Source organism: Mesorhizobium sp. P2_B11, assembly GCF_056404855.1.
Genome location: NZ_JBFUDF010000001.1, coordinates 409,974 through 431,403 on the forward strand (window position 1 = coordinate 409,974; position 21,430 = coordinate 431,403).

The 21,430-nt window shown below is 64.7% G+C and carries 14 protein-coding genes; 6 read left to right on the forward strand and 8 right to left on the reverse strand.

The window, feature by feature from the left end:
- Positions 1 to 9: 9 nt before the first annotated feature.
- Together AC1DYJ_RS01865 and pdeM are read left to right on the forward strand one after the other, a co-directional pair.
- Positions 10 to 2,556 (forward strand): ligase-associated DNA damage response DEXH box helicase, encoded by a 2,547-nt coding sequence (locus AC1DYJ_RS01865; protein ID WP_477279476.1) that lies wholly within the window; start codon positions 10 to 12, stop codon positions 2,554 to 2,556.
- Positions 2,553 to 3,269 carry a ligase-associated DNA damage response endonuclease PdeM gene (gene pdeM, locus AC1DYJ_RS01870; protein WP_477279478.1) on the forward strand — a complete coding sequence of 239 codons (717 nt, stop codon included), beginning with the start codon at positions 2,553 to 2,555 and terminating at the stop codon, positions 3,267 to 3,269. The genes AC1DYJ_RS01865 and pdeM overlap by 4 nt, the downstream gene beginning before the upstream one ends.
- A gap of 3 nt (positions 3,270 to 3,272) precedes the next feature.
- On the opposite strand, the gene AC1DYJ_RS01875 is transcribed toward pdeM, so the two are convergent.
- Positions 3,273 to 4,244: a quinone oxidoreductase family protein gene (locus AC1DYJ_RS01875; RefSeq protein WP_477279480.1), complete on the reverse strand. Its 972-nt coding sequence runs from the start codon at positions 4,242 to 4,244 to the stop codon at positions 3,273 to 3,275.
- Positions 4,245 to 4,337: 93 nt separating this feature from the next.
- Here AC1DYJ_RS01875 and AC1DYJ_RS01880 point away from each other — a divergent pair, with 93 nt between their 5' ends.
- Positions 4,338 to 5,210, forward strand: coding sequence for a LysR substrate-binding domain-containing protein (locus AC1DYJ_RS01880; protein ID WP_477279482.1), 873 nt, complete (start codon positions 4,338 to 4,340; stop codon positions 5,208 to 5,210).
- A gap of 7 nt (positions 5,211 to 5,217) precedes the next feature.
- On the opposite strand, the gene AC1DYJ_RS01885 is transcribed toward AC1DYJ_RS01880, so the two are convergent.
- The 3 genes from AC1DYJ_RS01885 to AC1DYJ_RS01895 are packed head-to-tail and all read right to left on the reverse strand — an operon-like array spanning position 5,218 to position 9,823.
- Positions 5,218 to 6,156: a dimethyl sulfoxide reductase anchor subunit family protein gene (locus AC1DYJ_RS01885; protein WP_477279484.1), complete on the reverse strand. Its 939-nt coding sequence runs from the start codon at positions 6,154 to 6,156 to the stop codon at positions 5,218 to 5,220.
- Between the two features lie 5 nt (positions 6,157 to 6,161).
- On the reverse strand, positions 6,162 to 6,896 hold the full coding sequence (locus tag AC1DYJ_RS01890; protein WP_477279486.1) for a 4Fe-4S dicluster domain-containing protein: 735 nt from the start codon (positions 6,894 to 6,896) through the stop codon (positions 6,162 to 6,164).
- Positions 6,893 to 9,823 carry a molybdopterin oxidoreductase family protein gene (locus tag AC1DYJ_RS01895; RefSeq protein ID WP_477279488.1) on the reverse strand — a complete coding sequence of 977 codons (2,931 nt, stop codon included), beginning with the start codon at positions 9,821 to 9,823 and terminating at the stop codon, positions 6,893 to 6,895. The genes AC1DYJ_RS01890 and AC1DYJ_RS01895 overlap by 4 nt, the downstream gene beginning before the upstream one ends.
- A 335-nt stretch (positions 9,824 to 10,158) precedes the next feature.
- Here AC1DYJ_RS01895 and AC1DYJ_RS01900 point away from each other — a divergent pair, with 335 nt between their 5' ends.
- Positions 10,159 to 11,052 carry a LysR substrate-binding domain-containing protein gene (locus AC1DYJ_RS01900; protein WP_477279490.1) on the forward strand — a complete coding sequence of 298 codons (894 nt, stop codon included), beginning with the start codon at positions 10,159 to 10,161 and terminating at the stop codon, positions 11,050 to 11,052.
- A gap of 5 nt (positions 11,053 to 11,057) precedes the next feature.
- On the opposite strand, the gene AC1DYJ_RS01905 is transcribed toward AC1DYJ_RS01900, so the two are convergent.
- The 4 genes from AC1DYJ_RS01905 to AC1DYJ_RS01920 form a co-directional block, all read right to left on the reverse strand.
- Positions 11,058 to 12,314: an Hsp70 family protein gene (locus tag AC1DYJ_RS01905; protein WP_477279492.1), complete on the reverse strand. Its 1,257-nt coding sequence runs from the start codon at positions 12,312 to 12,314 to the stop codon at positions 11,058 to 11,060.
- A 174-nt stretch (positions 12,315 to 12,488) separates the two neighbouring features.
- Positions 12,489 to 13,280 carry a TIGR02186 family protein gene (locus AC1DYJ_RS01910; protein WP_477279494.1) on the reverse strand — a complete coding sequence of 264 codons (792 nt, stop codon included), beginning with the start codon at positions 13,278 to 13,280 and terminating at the stop codon, positions 12,489 to 12,491.
- Positions 13,280 to 14,203 (reverse strand): sulfite exporter TauE/SafE family protein, encoded by a 924-nt coding sequence (locus AC1DYJ_RS01915; protein ID WP_023669608.1) that lies wholly within the window; start codon positions 14,201 to 14,203, stop codon positions 13,280 to 13,282. Before AC1DYJ_RS01915 ends, AC1DYJ_RS01910 begins: the two co-directional genes overlap by 1 nt.
- 193 nt (positions 14,204 to 14,396) lie before the next feature.
- Positions 14,397 to 18,368: a peptidoglycan-binding protein gene (locus tag AC1DYJ_RS01920; protein WP_477279496.1), complete on the reverse strand. Its 3,972-nt coding sequence runs from the start codon at positions 18,366 to 18,368 to the stop codon at positions 14,397 to 14,399.
- A 479-nt stretch (positions 18,369 to 18,847) separates the two neighbouring features.
- Here AC1DYJ_RS01920 and AC1DYJ_RS01925 point away from each other — a divergent pair, with 479 nt between their 5' ends.
- Both AC1DYJ_RS01925 and AC1DYJ_RS01930 read left to right on the forward strand, forming a co-directional pair.
- A complete protein-coding gene (locus tag AC1DYJ_RS01925) occupies positions 18,848 to 19,306 on the forward strand; it encodes a MerR family transcriptional regulator (RefSeq protein WP_477280193.1) in 459 nt (152 codons plus the stop codon).
- Positions 19,307 to 19,596: 290 nt separating this feature from the next.
- The gene (locus AC1DYJ_RS01930; protein WP_477279497.1) at positions 19,597 to 21,387 is read left to right on the forward strand and encodes an acyl-CoA dehydrogenase; all 1,791 of its coding nucleotides are present in this window, start codon (positions 19,597 to 19,599) and stop codon (positions 21,385 to 21,387) included.
- Positions 21,388 to 21,430: the final 43 nt, after the last annotated feature.

Genomic DNA, 21,430 nt, shown 5'->3' on the forward strand with positions numbered 1-21,430 from the left:
CTCTTTCGCGTGACCGAGCAGCCGCGCCTTGCCGAACACAATGCCACCGTCGCCTTGCCCGAACCATTCATCAAATGGTTCGGCGAGAAAGGCTGGTCGCCGCGCGCCCATCAGATCGAGCTTTTGGCGAGAGCCCAGGCCGGGCAGTCGGTGCTGCTGATCGCGCCGACCGGGGCCGGCAAGACGCTGGCCGGCTTCCTGCCGTCGCTGACCGAACTGGCCAACCGTCCGAGGCGCAAACCCGGCCAGGCGCATCGTGGCATCCACACGCTCTACATCTCGCCGTTGAAGGCGCTGGCCGTCGACATCGAGCGCAATCTCGGCAAGCCGGTGGAAGAGATAGGCCTGCCCGTCAGCATCGAGACGCGCACCGGCGACACGCCTTCCCACAAACGCCAGCGCCAGAAGCTGGCGCCTCCCGATATCCTGCTGACCACCCCGGAGCAGCTCGCGTTGCTGATCGCGGCGCCTGATGCCGGGCGCTTCTTCGAGGATCTGCGCTATGTCGTGCTCGACGAATTGCATTCGCTGGTGATTTCGAAACGCGGCCACCTTCTGGCGCTTGGCCTTGCGCGGCTGCGCACCTACGTGCCCGGCCTGCAGACCATCGGCCTGTCGGCAACGGTCGCCGAGCCCGATGAATTGCGGCGCTGGCTGGTGGGGCAAAATCCACCCGGCGAGATGGCCGGGCTCATCACCGTCTCAGGCGGCGCCAAACCCGACATCTCCATTCTCGATTCACGCGAGCGTGTGCCGTGGTCGGGCCACTCGGCGCGCTATGCCATCCCCGAAATCTACGAGGCGATCCAGAAGCACCGCATGACGCTGCTGTTCGTCAACACCCGCAGCCAGGCCGAGCTTTTGTTCCAGGAGCTGTGGCGGGCGAACGAGGATTCGCTGCCGATCGCGCTGCATCACGGCTCGCTCGATGTCGGCCAGCGCCGGAGGGTCGAGAAGGCGATGGCCGACAATGCGCTGCGCGCCATCGTCGCCACCTCGACGCTCGACCTCGGCATCGACTGGGGCGATGTCGATCTGGTCGTGCATGTCGGTGCGCCCAAGGGCGCCAGCCGGCTGGCGCAGCGCATAGGCCGCGCCAACCACCGCATGGACGAGCCGTCGAAGGCGATCCTCATCCCGGCCAACCGCTTCGAGGTGCTGGAATGCCGGGCAGCCCTCGACGCCAACTATCTCGGCGCGCAGGACACGCCGCCGCTGATCAATGGCGCGCTCGATGTGCTGTCGCAGCATGTGCTGGGCGTCGCCTGCGGCGCGCCTTTCGACGCCGATCTTCTGTTCGAGGAGGTGCGCAGCGCTGCGCCCTATGCCGGGCTGGAGCGCCAGACCTTCGACCGGGTCGTCGATTTCGTCGCCACCGGCGGCTATGCGTTGAAGAACTATGAGCGCTACGCCCGCATTCGCAAGACCAAAGACGGGCTGTGGCGCGTCTCCAACCCTCGCATCGCGCAGCAATATCGCCTGAACGTCGGCACCATCGTCGAGATGCCGGAGCTCAACGTCCGCTATGTCCGGCAGGGCCGCGGCATGGTCGGGCGCGGCGGACCGGTGCTGGGCAAGATCGAGGAGTATTTCGCCGAGACGCTGCGTCCCGGCGACAATTTCCTGTTCGCCGGCAAGGTGCTGCATTTCGAGGGCATCCGGGAGAACGAATGCGTCGTGTCGAACGGCGCTGGCGCCAACATCATCGTGCCCTCCTATGCTGGCGGCAAGTTTCCGCTGTCGACCTATCTGGCCGAGCAGGTGCGCGGCATGCTGGCCGATAGCGACCGCTGGCAGGCGCTGCCCGAGCAGGTCGCAGACTGGCTCAGGCTGCAGAAGGAAAAGTCGGTGCTGCCCAAGCGCGGCGATCTGCTGGTCGAGACCTTTCCGCGCGGCAACCGCCACTACATGGTCGCCTATCCGTTCGAGGGCAGGCTGGCGCACCAGACGCTCGGCATGCTTCTGACGCGCCGGCTGGAGCGGGCCAATGCCAGGCCGCTTGGTTTCGTCGCCACCGACTATTCGCTGGCCGTATGGGCGCTCGACGACATGGCGGCTCTGTTCAAGGCGAAGAAACCGTCGCTTGGCCAGCTCTTCGATGAAGACATGCTGGGCGACGACCTCGAGGCCTGGCTCAACGACAGCTGGATGCTGAAGCGCACCTTCCGCACCTGCGCCGTCATTGCCGGACTGATCGAGAAGCGCTTTCCCGGCCAGGAGAAGAGTGGCCGCCAGGTGACGGTGTCCGCCGACCTGATCTACGACGTGCTGCGCAGCCACGAACCCGACCACATCTTGCTGCAGGCGACGCGCACCGATGCCTCGTCCGGACTGCTCGATGTCAGCAGACTTGGCGAGATGCTCTCGCGTGTGCGCGGTCGAATCATGCATAAGCATCTCGACCAGATTTCGCCGCTGGCTCTGCCGGTGATGCTGGAGATCGGCAAGGAGTCGGTCAATGGCGGCGCCAACGAGTCCCTGCTGATGGAAGCCGCCGATCTGGTCGAAGAGGCGATGGGGCCGAGGGCCGGGCCAACCGGGTTTGAGGTGACATGAATTTTTCGCTGGCGCGCGCATCGCTGATCGCCGAGGCCGACATGGTCGGCATCGCCGGCGAGCGCGCGGTCTGCGATCCCCGCGGCGTGCTCTATTTCCCCGATCTCAGGCTGCTCGCCGTCTCCGACCTGCATCTGGAAAAAGGCTCGTCCTTTGCCCGGCGCGGCGCGCTGATCCCGCCTTACGACACCGGCGCCACCTTGCTCAGGCTGCAGGCGGTGATCGCCGACTACCAGCCGGCGATCGTCATCAGCCTGGGCGACTCCTTCCACGATGGCGGCGCCGCCGAGCGCATGCACCAATCCTTCCGCGAGCGGCTGGAAGCGCTGATGGCCGGCCGCGACTGGTTCTGGGTCGCCGGCAACCATGACCCGGAAGCGCCGGCGGATCTGCCGGGTGAGACGGTGCGCGAACTCGCCATCGGTTCGCTGCTGTTCCGCCACGAACCGTCCAAGGTGAGAACCGAGGGCGAAGTCGCGGGCCATCTGCATCCTTGTGCGCGCATCGTCCAGCGCGGCCGCTCGGTGCGGCGGCGCTGCTTTGCCGGCGATGGCGGCCGCATGATCATGCCGGCCTTCGGCGCCTATACCGGTTCGCTCAACGTGCTCGACCGCGCCTATTCCGGTCTGTTCCGCCGCGAGACGCTGATGGCCTACATGCTCGGCGCCGAACGCATCTTCGCCATGTCCTATGCCATGCTGCGGCCGGGTTGAGTTCTACGGAATAAGCACCGTCGCGCCAGTCGTCTGCCGTGCCTCGAGCCGGCGATGCGCCTCGGCCACTTCCGCGAGAGGCATGCGCGTGTGCACCGGTATTTTCACCGCACCGCTCAAGACGACATCGAACAGATCCTCGCTCATGGCGATAACGTCCTCGCGTTTGGCGAGATGATGAAACAGCAGCTGCCAGGTGGCGAACAGCGATCCCTTCTGCATCAAAAGCATGATGTCGAAGGGCGGGATCGATCCTGACGCCGTGCCGTAGCTGACGAAGGTGCCGAACGGCCGCAGGCAGTCGAGCGAGGCCGGGAAGGTCGCCTTGCCGACGCCGTCATAGACGACATGGCAGCCGTCGCCATGGGTGATCTCTTTCACCCGCGCGGCGAAATCCTCCCTGCTGTAGTCGATAACATGGTCGCAGCCATTCGCCAGAGCGAGCTCGGCCTTTTCGGGCGAGCCGACCGTGCCGATGACGGTCGCGCCAAGATGTTTTGCCCATTGCGTCAGAATGAGGCCAACGCCGCCTGCCGCGGCATGCACGAGGATGGTGTGGCCCGCCTCGACGCGAAACGTGCGGCGCAAGAGATATTGCGCCGTCAGCCCTTTCAGCATCATCGCAGCACCCGTCTCGAAATCGATGGCGTCGGGCAGATGTACGACGAAATGCGCCGGCACGATGCGTTCCTCGGCATAGGCGCCGAGCGTCTCGATATAGGCGACGCGGTCGCCAGGCGCAAAGCCGCTGACACCTTCGCCGACGGCGACGATTTCGCCTGCGCCTTCATTGCCGGGGATGAACGGCAAGGCGGGCGGCGCGTATTCGCCGGTGCGGAAATAGATGTCGACGAAGTTGAGGCCGACCGCCCGGTTGCGCACGCGCACCTCGCCCGGTCCGGGCTGGCCAATATCGACATCCTCGAAGGTGAGCACGTCTGGCCCGCCATGCTGGTGAACACGGATCGCTTTCATGGTTTTGTCCCTGCGTTGTTCTCGTGCAGGGGAGATAGCGTGCGGCACGATATCATTGTAGACTGATAGCGATGACATCAGAGTTCAAAGAAAATGATATCTGAACAGATCGGACTCGACCTTCTTCGCACCTATGTCGCGGTCTGCCGGCAAGGCAGCCTAAGCAGGGTCGCCGCGCAGACGGGCAGAACCCAATCGTCGCTGAGCATGCAGATGCGCCGGCTCGAAGGTCTGCTCCAGCGGCACCTGTTCCAGCGCACCGGCCGCGGCGTTGTGCCGACCGCGGAGGGAGAGATCTTTCTGGGTTACGCGACCCGCATCCTGGCACTTGGCGATGAAGCGGTGGCACGTCTGCAGCAGGCTGGTATCGGCGGCGGCGTGCGCATAGGCCTCGCTGAGGAAGTCACGACAGCCGCGCTGTCGGCCGCGCTCGGGCGGCTGCATCGCACCTATCCCGACATCAGCCTCGATGCGGCTGTCGAGCACAGTGTCGCGCTCGGACGGCTCTGGGGCGAGGATGCACTGGACGTCATGATCGCCCCGACATCCGTCCTAGCGGCCGATGCGCTGACGACCTGGAATGTCGAGCTGCAATGGGTCTGCGCGACCGACTATGTGCTGGACCCGGAACGGCCGCTCGATCTCGTCGCCTTCGGTGCGACCTGTCCCTGGCGCAGGCGGATGATCGAGGCGCTGGTCGCGTCCGGCCGGCAGCACAGGATCGTTTTGTCGTGCCAGAGCGTCACCGGCCTGCAGGCGGCGATCGAGAACGGACTGGGCGTCGGGTTGCTTCCGCCGGAATCCGTGCGCAGCGGTTCAATGCGCGTGCTGAAGACATCGGTGCCCGACCCGCTCATCGTTCAGTACGGCCTCTATGCACACGACCGGCGAACTGCGGTGGTCGATGCCGCGATCGAAATCCTGCTGAAGGACTTGCCGGCGGCGCCACGGGCGCGGGCCGCGTAACGACGCTCTACCGGCCGTAGTAAAGCGTCACGGTGTGCTTGGCCTCGGCGAAGAACAGCCAGCGCTCGACCAGCATGCCGGCGAACTGAGCGATTGCCGCAAGCACCGACAGCACCGCCGCGAGCGGCCAGGGCAAGGCAAATAGAACAGCAAGCAAAAGCAGGACGGGCAGGGCGAAAGCCAGAACCTGCGTAATCCCTCGCAATTTGGCGGCGTGCTTGCGGGCGATGCGAAAGCCCATTTCCTTGAGCAGATAGTTTTCTTCGGTATGCGGCCACTCCAGCGAGCGCACCGTGCCGCCGGCAAGCCCCGTCGCCGTGTTAGCGGTGGTGGTGATCTCCAGCGCGTCATTGTAGCGCCATGTCGCGAGCTTCCAACCCCAGCCGAGCAAGGTCAGCAGCAGACCGGCGGCGGCAAGGGCGGTTGAACCGATGGCGAAAGCCTGCAGCAGCGCGTTGAACAGCACTGTGCCGGTCATCGCCGAGAAGATGAGGTAGCCGGGCAGCGTATAGGGGCTGTGCCATTGCGCGATCGGCCTTAGTGAGGCGTAGATCATCCCTGTAGTGCAGACGGTGACGACCGCGCCGATGGCGGCCAGCAACCCGGCAACAGCCACCCAGCCGCCGCTGCGGCCAAGGAACACCCAGCCGATGCCGAACAGCCCGGCCGGAATGAAGGTGGCGACCGAAGCCACGCCTTCGCGCGACAGCCATGAACTGCGCCATTGCGAGAAGGCGCGCCATGCGCGTTCGGGCCGGCCGAGATGGCCGGTCGACGACAACAGGCCGGCAGCGATCAGGCCGAGCGCCAGGCCCAAACCGATGAGGCCGAGCCAGAAATCGGTCGGGATAAAACCCGGTCCGCCAAGCACGCCAAGCAGCGCCAGCAGGCCGTAGCCGGCGCCGGTGGCGGTGGTGAAGAAAACGACCGAGAGGGCAGGATGCATGGATGTCAGTTCGAAAGCATGCGGTCGACCCAGCCGAGGAAACCGCCCTCGGCCTTGACCGGCTCGAGCCTTGGCGCCGGCACCGATGCGGCGCGTTGCGTATGGGCCCGCGGCGGCAGGTACTTGTTGGTCGGCTTGTAGCCCATCTCCGGCATCAGGTCGACGCCGCCGCGCTCCGCCACCAGTTGCGACACCGCCGAGGTGGGGTCGCCGAGATCCCCGAAATGCCGGGCGCTGGTCGGGCAGGCGGCAACGCAGGCCGGTACACGATCTTCCTCGGCCAGATTGTCGTTGTAGATGCGGTCGATGCACAGCGTGCATTTCTTCATCACGCCGACATCGGTGTCGAACTCGCGTGCGCCATAGGGGCAGGCCCAGCTGCACAATTTGCAGCCGATGCATTTGCTTTCGTCGATCAGCACGATGCCGTCCGACGCCCGCTTGTAGGAGGCACCTGTCGGGCAGACGGTGACGCAGGCCGGCGTCTCGCAATGCAGGCAGGAGCGCGGGAAGTTGACCGTGCGCCCGCCCGCCTCGGTGGTGTGCTCGTAGCTGTGCACGCGGTTGAACCAGACGCCGTCGACATCGCCGCCATAGGGGTCGATGTCGGTCAGCGGCGCCATATGGCCGCCGGTGTTCCACTCCTTGCAGGCGGTGACGCAGGCCTGGCAGCCGACGCAGGTGTCGAGGTCGATGACCAGGCCGAGCTTCTTGTCGGTTTGCGCGGGAAGGCAGGTCATTCCGCGGCCTCCCTGTTGATGCGGAATTCCGCGCCGAAGCGAAGTATGTCGGGCGCGGGCTCGAAACGCGGTGGCTGCCGGAATTTCTCGAATTGCGGCTCGGTGAAGCCGGCTTCGTCGGCCGCGCATTTGACGATGCGCACCCTGAGATCAAACCATGCCGCCTGTCCGGTCACCGGATCGGAATTCGAGTAGCGTCTGCCGTTGGCGCCGGCCGAAGTCTGGTCGCCGATGATGTGGTTGAGCAGGAAGCCGCGATTGCTCTCGGCGGCGTCATCCTTCAGCCCCCAGCTGCCGCGCCTTTTGCCGATGGCGTTCCAGGTCCACACCGTATCCGCATTGACGCCATCGACCAGCTTGATCTGCCCCTTCACGCGGCCATTGATGCTTTCGATCCACACCCAGTCATCATCGACAAGGCCGAGGTCAGCCGCTTTTCTGTGATGCACGAACAGCCGGTTCTGGCTGGTGATTTGCCTGAGCCACGCATTCTGCGACCCCCAGGAATGATACATGTGCATCGGCCGCTGCGTCAGCGCATGCAGCGGATATTTTGCGAGATCGACGGCCGCCTCCTCGAAGGGCATGAACCAGAAGGGCAGCGGGTCCATATAGGTCTCGATGCGGGCGCGCTCGCTCTCCGGTGGCTGGACCTTGCCATGGCCGCGCGCCGCGAGGCGAAAGCGCTGCATCGGCTCGGAATAGAGCTGGAAGACGATCGGCTCGGCCTTGGGGATGAATCCCAACTGCTCCGCGAAGTCGAGATAGGAGCGGTTGGCCATCTTGTAATAGCGCTGGTCGGCGGCAAAATCCTGGTGCCAGAAGCCGCCATTGTCGATGTAGCGCTGCAGCTGGTCGGGGTTGACCTCGCCCTTGCCGACAGACGTGCCGTCCTTGCCGCGCCAGCCGGCGAGCGGGCCGATGCCGGGCGTGCGCTCGTGATTGACGATGTAGTCGGCATAGTCGCGGTATTTCGCGGACCCATCATCGTTGACGAAGCAGGACAGGCCAAGCCGCGCGCCGAGCTCGATGAGCACCGACTGGAATGGCCTGACATCGCGGTCGGGCGCGACGACGGGATGGCGAATGGCGTCGCCCGGTCCGTCGGCATGGCTGATCGGCCGATCGAGCAGGCTGATGCAGTCGTGACGTTCGAGATAGGTGGTGTCGGGCAGCACCAGATCGGCAAACGGCACCGTCTCGGAATAATAAGCGTCCGAATAGATGATGAAGGGGATCTTGTAGTTGCCCGCTCCGTCATGGTCGGTGAGCATCGCAATGGTCTCGACGGTGTTCATCGAGGAGTTCCACGCCATGTTCGACATGTACATTAATAGCGTGTCGATCGGGTACGGGTCACCGGCCCAGGCATTACGGATGACCGTATGCATCAGCCCGTGCGCGGCGAGCGGCGCGTCCCAGGAATAGGCCTTGTCGATGCGCAAGGGCGTGCCGGCGTCGTCGACCAGGAGATCGTCCGGCCCGCACACGAAACCGAGCGGCATGCCGTCCAGCGGCGTCATCGGCTTGACCGTCTTGCCGCACGGCTTCGGTCCCGGCGGCGCCGAGCGCGGGTAGGGCGGCTTGAAACGAAAGCCGCCGGGCACATCCACCGTGCCAAGCAGCACCTGCAGAAGGTGGATGGCGCGGCAGGAGTGAAAACCGTTGGAGTGGGCCGAGATGCCGCGCATGGCATGCATCGACACCGGCCGCCCCTTGATCGTCTCGTGCCGGCGGCCGGCCCAGTCGGTCCAGGCAATCGGCAGCTCGATCGTCTGTTCGAAGGCGACATGGGCAAGCTCGGCGGCGATCCGGCGAATCGTGTCGGCCGGGATGCCGCACTGCGCCGCAACCGCGTCGGGTGCGTAGCTCTCGCCCATATAGCGGTCGGCGACAAGCTGGAACACCGGCACGCAGCGACGGCCGTTGACCGTGTAGCTGCCGGTCAGCGCTGGCTTCGCGTCCGGATCGGCTGCGTTGACGGAGGTCTTCGCCACCCTGTCCCAGGCGACAGGATTGTTGTTGCCGTCGCGCAGGAAAAGCCCGTCGTCGGCGGCGCCCGGCTCCTGGACAACCAGCACATGCGCGTTGGTGTAGCGCAGCAAATAATCGAGATCGACGCGGCCGGCTTTCAGCAGTTCATGGATCAGCGCGAAGACGAACAGGCCGTCGGTGCCAGGCCTGATGCCGATCCAGTCATCGGCGATCGCATTGTAGCCGGTGCGGCAGGGGTTGATCGACACCACCTTGGCGCCGCGCGCCTTGAGCTTGCCGAGCCCGATCTTGATCGGGTTGGAATCATGGTCCTCGGCGACGCCGAACAGCATGAAGTATTTGGTGTTGTCCCAATCGGGCTCGCCGAACTCCCAGAACGAGCCGCCGATCGTATACAGACCGCCTGCCGCCATGTTGACCGAGCAGAAGCCGCCATGGGCGGCGAAGTTCGGCGTGCCGAACTGGCTTGCCCACCAGCCGGTCAACGATTGCGACTGGTCGCGCCCGGTGAAGAATGCAAGCTTTTTGGGATCGGTCCGACGGATGTTCGATAGCCGCTCGGTCGCGATCGAAAACGCTTCTTCCCATTCGATCTCGCGGAATTCGCCCGAGCCGCGCGGGCCGCTGCGCAACAGCGGCTTCTTCAGCCGCGCCGGGCTGTAGTGCTGCATGATGCCGGAACTGCCCTTGCCGCAGATCACGCCGCGATTGACCGGATGATCCTTGTTGCCGTTGATGTAGCGCACCTTGCCGTCCTTGATGTGCACGTCGATGCCGCAGCGGCAGGCGCACATATAGCAGGTGGTCTTGGCGATGCTGTCGGCGACGGCGGGCGAAGTGTCGACGCCGTCGCCTTCATCCGGCGCGCGCGTATCGGCAAGCGGCCGTTGCGACGGTGCGGAATTGGCCCCGCGCGGCGCAGCTGGGTTCATGATCGCGGTGCGCTTTTGCTACCCGCGAATTTGGCCCGCGTCTTCGGTCCTGGGCCGCGCATATAGTGTTCTTCAGGGTGATAGCGGTCGCCGGCCAGCCGCCGCCTGAGGCCACGGGTCCAATGCGCAAGCAGGGATTTGAACCGCCCGATCATTTTGTTGGCTGCGATCTGTTGGCGAATTTTTTCTAACTTCGCCTGAAAAAGTAGAATAAAGCTATCGATCTGTCTAATCAGTTGTTCTTGTAAATTCGATCGGAATTGGTTGTTAATGCATGTCGCTCAAAAGTGGTCCCGGTTTTGAGATAACGACATGCATCAAAAGCTGAACTTCGCATGACCCTTGACCAGTTGCGCATCTTCGTCGCCGTCGCCGAACGCGGCCACATGACCAAGGCGGCAGAGCTTTTGGGCATCTCCCAGTCGGCGGCATCGGCCGCCATCCGCGCCCTTGAGGAGCAGCACGGCGTCCATCTGTTCAACCGGGTCGGCCGCAACATCGAGCTTGCCCAGACCGGTCATCGCTTCCTGCCGGAGGCCAAGGCGGTGCTGGAGCGCGCCGCCGCCGCCCGCAACGTTCTGGAGCATGTCTCGCAGACGGTCGCCGGCAGTCTTTCGATCGCCGCCAGCCTGACCATCGCCAGCTACTGGCTGCCGCGCCGGCTGGCGTCCTTCCACGAGGCCTACCCGGCGGTGCGGCTCAGCGTCAGCATCGGCAACACCAGGCAGGTGGAGGCCAATGTGCTGGATGGCACCGCCGATCTCGGCCTGGTCGAAGGGCGCACCGAGTCCGACATCCTGCGCCGCACCAAGGTCGACGTCGACAGGCTGATGCTGGTCGTCGCCGCCTCGCATCCCGAGATCGCCGAAATCGCCCCGGGCCGCCCCGACATCAGGGGTTTGCGCTGGATCATCCGCGAAGGCGGTTCGGGCACGCGCGAGGTGCTGGAGGATCTGGCGCGGCGCGAAGGCATATCGCTCGCCGACCTGCAGATTTTTCTGGTGCTGCCGAGCAATGAGGCGGTTCGCCAGGCGGTCGAGGCCGGCGCCGGCGCCACCATCATCTCGGACCTCGTCGTCGGACGTGCCGTGGCTGAGGGCAGTCTGCGGTCCGTGCCGCTCGAATTGCCGAAGCGCGACTTCGCCATGATCACCCACCGCGACCGCCAGGCAAGCCTGGCGCAGATGGCGCTCAAGGCGCATCTCGGCGCCTCTTCAGACAAAGGTTAAGGCGACTAGCTGAACTTCCGCCGCGCATCCAGCGCCAGGCCAAGGCCTACCGAGCCGAACATGTCGCCCTCGATGACAGCGGCCTGCGGCACCAGCGACAGGATTTCCCGCCGCGCCAGCGGGATGGCGGTCGAACCGCCGGTGAGGAACACGGCGGTGATGTCGGACGCTCTCACGCCGGCATCAGCGATCGTCTGCCGCACCGTCGCGGATACACGTTCGATGTCGGCGGCAATCGTCTCTTCCAGACCGGTCCGCGTGATTTCGGCGGCAAAATGCACGTCGGGCAATGCCACCGTCACGTCGGCGGAAGCCTGATCCGTCAGTGCGATCTTGGCTCGTTCGACCAGTCCGGCCAACGCATGGCCGTAGCGATGTTCGACAATGTGGATGAAGCGCTCGACCAGGTCGGCGCGCTTGGCCTCGAAGCGGATCTGCCTGAGGTCTGTCATCGCCTTGGCGGTGTAGACCAGGTTGATGCGTTGCCACGTCGCCAGGTCGATGAAATAGCTCGCCGGCAAATTGCGCTTGCCGTCCTTGGTCGGGGTCAAATAGCCGAGCTTGGGCATGACATGGGCGATGCTGAGCAGCCGGTCGAAATCGGTGCCGCCGATGTGGACGCCGCGATTGGCCAGGATGTCGTCCTTGCGGTCACCTGAGCGCGCGCGCTGCGGCGACACCCGCACGATCGAGAAGTCGGACGTGCCGCCGCCCATGTCGACGATCAGCGCCAGCTCTTCGCGCGCCACGCCCTGTTCGTAGTCGAGTGCGGCTGCGATCGGTTCGAACTGGAAGGCGATGTGCTTGAAGCCTTGCGCGCGCGCCGCCTTTTCAAGCTCGCCTTGCGCCTTGGCATCGGCGTCCGCATCGTCGTCGACGAACTGCACGGGACGGCCGAGCACGACGCTCTCCACCGGAGCGCCGGCATCTTCCTCGAGCCGCTTCTTCAAATGGCCGACGAACATGCCGACAATGTCGATGAAGCCGATCTGGCGCGCCTTGATGCGCGTCTTCTCATGCGCGAGCGAACTGCCAAGCACGCTTTTCAGCGACCGCATCAGCCGGCCTTCGATGGCGTCTGTATAGTCGGCAATCGCGCGGCGGCCGAAATAGGTATGGCCGTCCTCGAAGTTGAAGAACACCGCACTGGGCAATGTCGGCTGTTCCCCTTCCAGCGCCACCAATCGTGCCTGGCCGTTCCGGATCACACCCACCGTGGAGTTGGACGTGCCGAAATCGATGCCGCCAAATGCCTGATGCATTGCAGCCTCCTGTCATTGGGTCGCGGTGGCCAGCGCCGAAATGCACTGTCATCCGGATGTCCGGACCGCTTGCCGAATTGATTGTGCGTATTTGCCCGAGGGATGGGAGGCGGCGATCTATCGCATAAACCGCGAAAGGGGAACCCCTTTTTGCCGGGAAATGGGTCTTGCGCGTCAGTCCTTGCGGAAGATCAGCCTGCCCAGCCAGCCGGTGATCATCGCCAACGACACGGCGAAGACGCCGTAGAGAAAGGAATAATCGTGCGCGACGCGGAAGATCGACTGTTCGAAACCCGATTTGCGGATTTCGAGCTGGGCCGAGCTTTCCTTGAGGAACAGGCCGCTCTTGAACAGGAAGGCGCGGGCTTTGTGCGTTCCGACCGGAACGTTGGGCGCCAGCCGCACGGTGGCGCGGAACAGGTTTTGCGACAGGAACTGCACGCCGCCGACATTCTCGCTGTAGAGGCCGGTCGCAGCCTTGCGCTCGCGCAATGCCACGGTGAATTCCTCGATCGTTGCCGGGCTGTCGGTGGCGTCGGCCGGCTGCATGTAAAGGTTGGAGGCGCCGAGCGACAGCTGCTTGTAGCTGTTGGGTTCGGTGATGTCCTGCAGCGGCCGCGTCGTGGCGACGGAATAGGACACGGGCACGTTCTCGAAGGTCTCGGATTCCAGATTGACCCAGACGCCGAGCACCCGGTCCTTGCGGCGCACCACCACGGGCCGCGGCGGCCCTTCGAGCACCACGATGACGTCATAGCGCCCCTGCCGCGCAACCAGCGGGTCGGGGTTTTCCAGCGAACCGAAAATGGTGAGATCCGCGCCGGAAAACCCGGCGGTGATCGAGACTTTGTCGGTGGAGAGACCGATCTGGATGCCTTCCGGCAGCGGGTTCGGCGACTGTGCTGTCGCCGGCAGGGCGAGGGCGAAAAGCAAAGCGGCGGCCGAAAAAATCCCCCACCGCCGCATCAGTTCAGGCCTGCCGCGGTCAGCGAATAGAGGTTTGGCGGCGTGACGAAGAGATCGATGGCAAGCCGGATGGCGACCGCCAGCACCAGCAGCGCCAGCAGTGCCCTCAGCTGTTCGCCGCGCAGTTTCTGGCCGGCCTTGGCGCCATATTGCGCGCCGGCGACACCGCCCGCCATCAACAGGAAGGCCAGCATGACGTCGACCGTCTGGTTGGTGGTGGCGTGCACCAGCGTGGTGTAGGCCGAGGTGAAGATGATCTGGAACAGCGAGGTGCCAATGACGACATTGGTCGGCACTTTCAGCAGGTAGATCAGCGCCGGCACCATGATGAAGCCGCCACCGACGCCCATGATTGACGACAGGAAGCCGATGCCGGCGCCAAGGCCCAGCACCGGGATGACGCTGACGAACAGTTTCGAGGCCCTGAAGCGCATCTTCAGCGGCAGCCGGTGGATCCAGTTGTGCTGGCCGGATTTCTTCAGCACTGGGGCGGCGCCGCTGCGCGTGGCGCGCAGCGCATTGACGCTCTCGACCAGCATCAGCCCGCCGACGGTGCCGAGCAGCACGACGTAGAGCAGCGAAATGAACAGATCGAGCTGGCCAAGACGCCGCAGGAACGCAAAGACGAAGATACCGCCGGTCGAACCGACAATGCCGCCGGCCAACAGTACCCCGCCGAGCTTGAAGTCGAGCGTACCGCGCTTCATGTGCGACAGCGCGCCGGAGAAGGAGGAGGCGATGACCTGGTTGGCGCCGGTGGCGACCGCAATCGCCGGCGGGATGTTGTAGAAGATCAAGAGCGGCGTAATCAGAAAGCCGCCACCGACCCCGAACATGCCCGACAGGAAACCCACCGCCGCGCCCATCGCCAGCAGGACGAAGACGTTGACGGAAATTTCCGCGATCGGGAGATAGATGCCCACCCGTCAGTCTCGATCAGTTTGCCTGTCGGCGATTGCAGCCATTCCAGGGCATTGTCGCACCGAAAAGCCAATTTTTCCTTGCGCCGACGGGGCGGTCGGGCCAAACCCCTCCGCTCTGCCGAAACAAAAAACATCTCAATCAGTTAACAGGCAAATGTGTGGCAAGGGCGTCGCGTTAGCGACGCATCTGCCGTTATTTGTGCGCCAGCAGCGCCTTCACCAGCTTTTCGTCGATTTCGCCGGTCGCCTGCATCTTGTTGTCGGTCTGGAAAGCCATGATCGCGGTCTTGGTCTTGCCGCCCATCACGCCATCGGCGCCGCCGGCGTCGTAGCCGTTTTTGTTGAGGATGAGCTGGATGTTCTTGACCGCCTTCTTCATGTCGACGCTGGCGGTCGTCTGCGGCGTGCCTTCCTGCCAGGATTCAGGAATGTCGGCCGAGTTGGACGCCGGGTCGAGCGGCTTCGGCTTCCACAGTTCGGCGGCGGCGCGCGCCCGCTCGAGCTGTTCGGGCCGCAGCGCACTAGCGACTTCATCACGCTTGGCCTCCGCATCCTTGTCGCCGGTCTTGGCGACGAGCGCGAACCATTTGTAGGATTCTTCCAGGCTCTGCTTCATGCCGACGCCCTTGGCTGCCAGGATGCCGAGATTGAACTGGCTGTCCTTGACGCCGACATCGGCGGCCGCCTGGAACCAGTGCGCGGCCGATTCATTGTCGGTCACGCCGTCCGCGGCCATGGCGAAGAGCACGGCGAGGTTGTGCATGGCGCTGGCGTTACCTTGCGCGGCGGCGAGCTGGTAGTAGGTCTTTGCCTTCTTGACGTCGCGCGTGACACCGATGCCCTTCTCGTAGAAATTGCCGATGCGGTATTCGGCCGGCGCGAAGCCGAGTTCGGCCGACTTTTCATACCATTTGGCGGCTGCCGCCATGTCTTCCTTGACGCCGCGCGATTCGGCATAGCGCGAACCGAGCTCGAACAGTGCCTTGGCGTCGCCGCCGGCGGCCGCGTCGCGCAGGGCCTGCGGACCGGCATCGGCCGGGATCTCGATCTTGGCGACGACAGGCGTCGCCGCGGTGTCAGTGGGAGGAACGGCGCCGGTGGTTTCCGAGGGCGCCATGACGGCAGGTGTGGCTGCTGGCTGCGCTTCCGCCGCCGCCGGTTCCGCAATGGCGGTCGTCGGCAGCACTGCGCTTGGCGCCGGGGACGGATCGGCCAAAGCCATCGGCGCTGGCGCGGGTTCGGCTGCTGGCACTTCAGGGCCAACAGAACTTGTCGAAGCAGCCTCGATCGGCGCGTCATCCCTGGCGGCTGGCTGCGACTGTTCCGCCTGCCTGACCATCCGGGCCGGCGCGTCCTGCACGGCCGGCTGCGCGTCTGCCTTGGGTTGGCTGGCAGCGTTGACCGAAGCGGTCTCGACGGGCTGCGAGGCGACAATCGGCGCCGTGTCGTTGCTGGCGACTTCAACCGGATCGGCGAAGAAGGCCTTGCCCAGTTGCAGGCCGGCAAGCGCCAGCATGATCGCGACCGCGCCCATCAGGATCGGCTTGCGCCGCGCCTTGAGCAGGTCGCCGATCCGCAGCGCTTTCACCGGGCCCTTCATGGTGGACTGGCGCTTCAGCGCGTCGGCCTCGGCGGCGGCTGCCTGCGCCGCGCGCCGGGCCGCAGCGATGAAGTCGGATTTCGACGCATCGCCTGTGTTTTGGCGCGCCGGCGGGCCACGCTCATCGCGCACGCGCTTCATGATGGCGTTGAGGTCGGGCGCGCCGGAGCCCGGCTCCAGCGGGCGGTTGGCGAGCTTCGGGTCGAGCGGCTCGTCGAGATCCACGCTCGGCATGTCGACATCGGGCGTCGAACCGGCAAGCGGCGGCATGTCCGCCTGCTTCTTGCCCCTGAAGGCGCGCGCCAATCCGCCGAACAGCGACTTCCTGGCCGTGCCTTCGCCTTTCTCGGCAATCGCATCGGAACCGAGCGCCGCCTGGGCAGCGGCCGCGGCAGCCTCGGCTGGCGAGCGCCGCACAGGCTCGCTGCGCATGACCGGGTCGCTGCGCGTACCCGGGTCGGCGCGCATATCGGGTTCGTTGCGCATGATGGCGGCGGCGCGGCCGTCGAGGTCGGCCATGTCTCCGGTCAGCGGCAGCGGCTGGTCGATGTCCATCGACGGCGCGTCCTGCACCGCGATCTTGGAGGCGCGGGCCGCGCGGGCCCGCCGTGCCGGCTCGGCAGGCGTATCCAGAAGTTCACTCACCGCCTCGGCCGGTTCGCTGGTCTCCAGCGAGCCCAGGCGGTCGACGATCTTGAGCAGCGTGTCGTGAATGGCCTCGAATGTCCGCGAATTGCGCTCGTCCGAACGGCGCGTCAGCGCTTCCAGCGTCTTCAGATCCTGGGCAAGGCCGGTGACGGCCGCGGTGTTGGCGTTGGAATCGGCCAGCGAGCGCACGGCGCTCTCGGCTGCTTCGCGTGCCGCGCCCATGATCGACTCGCGGGTGCCGGCCAGCGACTTTTCGATTTCGTTGAGGCGCGGGCTGATGTCCTCGAATTCCGGCAGCGGCGTTCCGGGTTTCGACAGATGCGCCGACAGGCCGGAGACCTGAGCCTCGAGGCTGCGGATCAGCGCCGGATCGATGCCGGCGACCTGGGCGGCCGACGATTCCAGCCGGCTTGAAATGTCTTCGAGCCGGCTTTCCAGGCCGCGGATCGCCGCCTCGTTGGCAGGATCGGGAACACGCGTCTCCATGCGCTTGGCAAGCGCGGTGAAGCGGGCGTCGATGGCGTCCATGATTTCGGCGTTGTCGGCTTGCGGCTGGCGCTGGTCCAGCCGGTCGGCGACCTCGTCCAGCCGCCGCTCGAGATCGCGAAACAGCATGTTGCCCTGTTCGATGGCATCGCCCTGCCGGCGTTCCATCATGCCCGACAGCGCGTCGAAACGCTGCTCCAGGCCCTGGAAGATATAGTCGACGTCGGGCATGGCCGGGGCGCGGTCGATCTTGTCGGCAATCATCGCGATCTGCTTGCCGAGGCGCTCCATCGCCTGTTCCGGCAGATTGGCGCGGCCCGCCAGGTCGTCGACCCTGTTCGACAATGTGCCCAGCCGATCCATGACGGCGTTGCCGGGGCGATCCTGCGCCACTTCCTCGATTTGTCGGGCCAGCGAATCGATCCGCTTCTCGATGCGGTCGAAGGCCTCATGGTCGATGGAATTGGCCTGCGCGGCAACGGTTGAGGCGACGATGGCGCGCGAAATCTCGTCAAGCCGTTCGTCGATCAGGCCGAACGTGTCGCTGCCGCGGTTGTTCTGCTGGCTGACGAAATGATCGACGGCGCCGGCCAGCGTGCGAACCTTTTCTTCCATCGAACGCAGCGACAGCGATTCCGGCAGATTGTGAACGGCATTGCTGATCTGTTCGAGCCGGTCGGTCAGCACCGACAGGCCCGGGCCTTCGGCGCGGCTGCGCTGGTCAGCGTCGACGCGGTCCTCGAATGCGCTCCAGCGCCGGTCGAAATCGTCCCAGCGGCTGTCGACCTTCTGCACGCTCTCCTCGCGGGCCAAAGTGTCGAGCGCCGTCTTCACCTGCTCAAGCTCGAGGCGCAGCATGTTGACGCTTCTGTCGTCGCTCTTTTCGGCCAGCGTCTGGATGGCGCCGGACAGGCGCTCGAATTCGAGGCCGAGTTCGGCGCTGCCCTTGCCTGCTTGGCCACCCGCTTGGCTGTTTGCCTGGAATGCCCGCTCGATATCCTTGCGCAACGCGCCGAATTCGCGTTGCAGGCCGACCGTCATCTGATGGCGCAGTTCCTCGCGCAGGCCGCGCAATTCGCCGGCGATCTTGCCGACCACGGCGACGCTGTCTTCCTGGCCGCGCACGCGGTCGATGTCGCGGGCGATCGCCTGATAGTTCTGGTCGAAACCGGCCGGTGCCGGGCTTTTGGCCCGTGGTGCGGGCTGCGGGTCCTCGTACCAGCGTGGCGGCTGGGCATAGGGTTGGGCGCTGGCGTAGCGCGGCTCGACCGGTGGCCGGCGCGGATCGAGGCGTTCTCCGACGTCCTCGCGCTTGCGTTCCAGCCGCTGTTCCAGTGTTTCCAGCGAACGGTTCAATTCATCAAGCGTGGTGTTCGGCCTGCGCAGCCTGCCGGCATTGAGTGTATCGAGATAGGACCGCTTGCTGTTCATCGATGCGTCCGTTTTCAGAATGGCCGGCTTGCTGCCAGTTTTCCCCAAAGTCCCCGTCGGGAACGAAGGCGGCCGCGCGACTGCTACGGCGAAAGACGAGCTTTCCGGGCCAGGCCCGCGCTCCGAAAAACCGTGAAAAATTCGCTACAGGATAAACACGGGTGACCGACATGCGCACATTTCACCCATCGTGGTAAACAAGGCGTTAACCAACCTTAAGAAGTTGCGGCATTGCTGAAATACACGCAGCGACCGATCGGACCCGGAACCGGGGGTGCGGCATAAGGTTTCGCAATCCCAGAACGCCCTTGCGTCATGAGGCGGCTATCGATATAGAATTGACGTAAACGTAAGAGGGGCGCTGTCCGTGCCTTTTGCGATGAATTCGTTGAAACCACGACTGGAAGCATGCCCCCGCTTCCACTCAGGCGTTGCAAGGTCCGAGACCGCGACGCCACTACAGGGGAAAGCCAGTGACCATGAAATTTGTTTCGCCCGGCGAAGCCGCGGCCAATACCAACAATATGTCTGTCGAAGCCGGCGAGGAGCTCGTGCGCATCGGCGAAATGGCCAAGAAATACGGCGTGACGCTGCGCACGCTGCGTTTCTATGAAGACAAGGGCCTGCTCAATCCGAAGCGTGACGGGGCAACGCGCCTCTACACGCGTCGTGACAAGGCGCGGCTGAAGCTGATCCTGCTCGGCCGCAAGGTCGGGTTCTCGCTGCGCGACGTCAAGCAGATGATGGATCTTTACGATCCGACCGGATCCAACACCAAGCAGCTGCGGCTGGCTCTCGACAAGTCGGAGAAGCAGCTTGCCCGCCTGCAGAAGCAGCGCGCGCTGATCGACGACGCCATCAACGAGCTGAGCGGCTCGATGTCGGCCGTGCGCCAGATGCTGTCCGAGCGTACCGCACCGGCCAGCGCCGCCAGCTGATTTCAAATCGCCGTCTTTCGGCACGAGCTTTGATAAAAAGAGCCGCGCGGTCCGTCCGCGCGGCTCTTTTGTTTTGCCATCCGCCCGGGTGGAAACTCCCATGCATCGCTGGCGTCCGCCACCTCGCGCCGATAGGCTGGCACAAAGAAATTTTGTCGCGGCGATAAAATTGACGTTTACGCAAACGTCAATTTTTGCTATCCCGCTTTCAACATTGGTCCGCATGCTGCCCCGCCCCATGGTTTGGGGCCCGATCTCGCGGCCAAAGACCCGCATGGTGGAGGAAACACATGCCGATCTACAGGGCTCCGGTCCAGGACACGCTGTTCGTGCTCAATGAGGTGCTGGGTTACCAGCGCTATTCCAATCTTCCCGGATTTGCCGACGCGACGCCCGATGTGGTCGAGGCGATCCTCGCCGAGGGCGCCAAGCTCGCCGAAAACGTCATGCATCCCTTGAACCGCGTTGGCGACATGGAAGGCTGCGTGCGCCATGCCGACGGCTCGGTGACGACGCCGAAAGGCTTCAAGGAGGCCTACGACCAGTATCGCGAAGGCGGCTGGATGGGGCTGGCGGCACCGGTCGAATTCGGTGGCCAGGGCCTGCCCTATGCCGTGCACACCGCGGTTGCCGAATATATGGTCTCGGCCAACATGGCGCTGATGATGTATCCCGGCCTGACGCAGGGCGCGATCGCGGCGATCATCACCCATGGCACCGACGAGCAGAAGGCGACGTGGCTGCCCAAGCTGGTCGAGGGGTCCTGGACCGGCACGATGAACCTGACCGAGCCGCATTGCGGCACCGATCTCGGCCTGCTGCGCTCCAAGGCGGTGCCGAACGGCAATGGCACCTACAAGATTTCCGGGCAGAAGATCTTCATCTCGGCCGGCGAGCACGACATGGCGGACAACATCGTCCATCTGGTGCTGGCTCGCATCGAAGGTGCGCCGGCAGGCGTGAAAGGTATCTCGCTGTTCATCGTTCCGAAGCTCAAGCTTGATGCGTCGGGCAGTCCGGCCGAGAAGAACACGCTCTCCTGCGGCTCGATCGAGGAGAAGATGGGCATCCACGGCAATTCGACCTGCGTCATGAACTATGACGAGGCCGAGGGCACGCTGCTCGGCGAGGAGAATGGCGGCCTGAAGGCGATGTTCACGATGATGAACGAAGCCCGCCTCGGCGTCGGCCTGCAGGGACTGTCGCTGTCGGAAATCGCGTATCAGAACGCGGTGTCCTACGCCAAGGACCGGCTGCAGGGACGCTCGCTGTCGGGCGCCAAGGCGCCGGACAAGAAGGCCGACCCGATCATCGTCCATCCCGACATCCGCCGCTCGCTGATGACCATGAAGGCCTTCAACGAGGCTGGCCGCGCGCTGGCGTTGTGGACGGCGATCAAGTCCGACATCGCCCACCGTTCCGCCGACGACAAGGATCGCCAGGCCGCCGATGACTATACCGGCCTGCTGACGCCGGTGATCAAGGGCGTGCTCACCGACAAGGGTTTCGACCACGCCGTGATGGCGCAGCAGGTGTTCGGTGGCCATGGCTATATCGAAGAGCACGGCATGAGCCAGTTCGTGCGCGATGCCCGCATCGCCATGATTTATGAAGGCGCCAACGGCATCCAGGCGCTCGACCTCGTCGGCCGCAAGCTCGGCCTCAATGGCGGCCGCGCCATCCAGGCGTTCTTCAAAGACGTTGGCGAGTTCTGCGAGGAGAACCGTTCCGACGAGAAGCTGGCGCCGTTCACCAAGGCGCTGAAGAAGGGCCTCAATGATCTGCAGGCGGCGACCATGTGGCTGGTGCAGAACGGCATGGCCAAGCCCGACAACGCCGGTGCCGCCTCGACCGACTACATGCATCTCTTCGGCCTGGTGGCACTGGGCTACATGTGGGCGCAGATGGCCAAGGCGGCTCAGGCCAAGACCGGCGCCAACGGTTCGCAGTCCTTCTATGACAACAAGGTGGTGACGGCGCGCTTCTTCATGGAGCGGATCATGCCCGAGACGTCGGCACATCTCGCCCGCATTTCCAGTGGTGCGGACACGCTAATGGCGCTGCCTGCGGAAGCGTTCTAGGTTTGTCGGGCCGGCCCAGCCGGCCCACATTGTCGGAACGCGG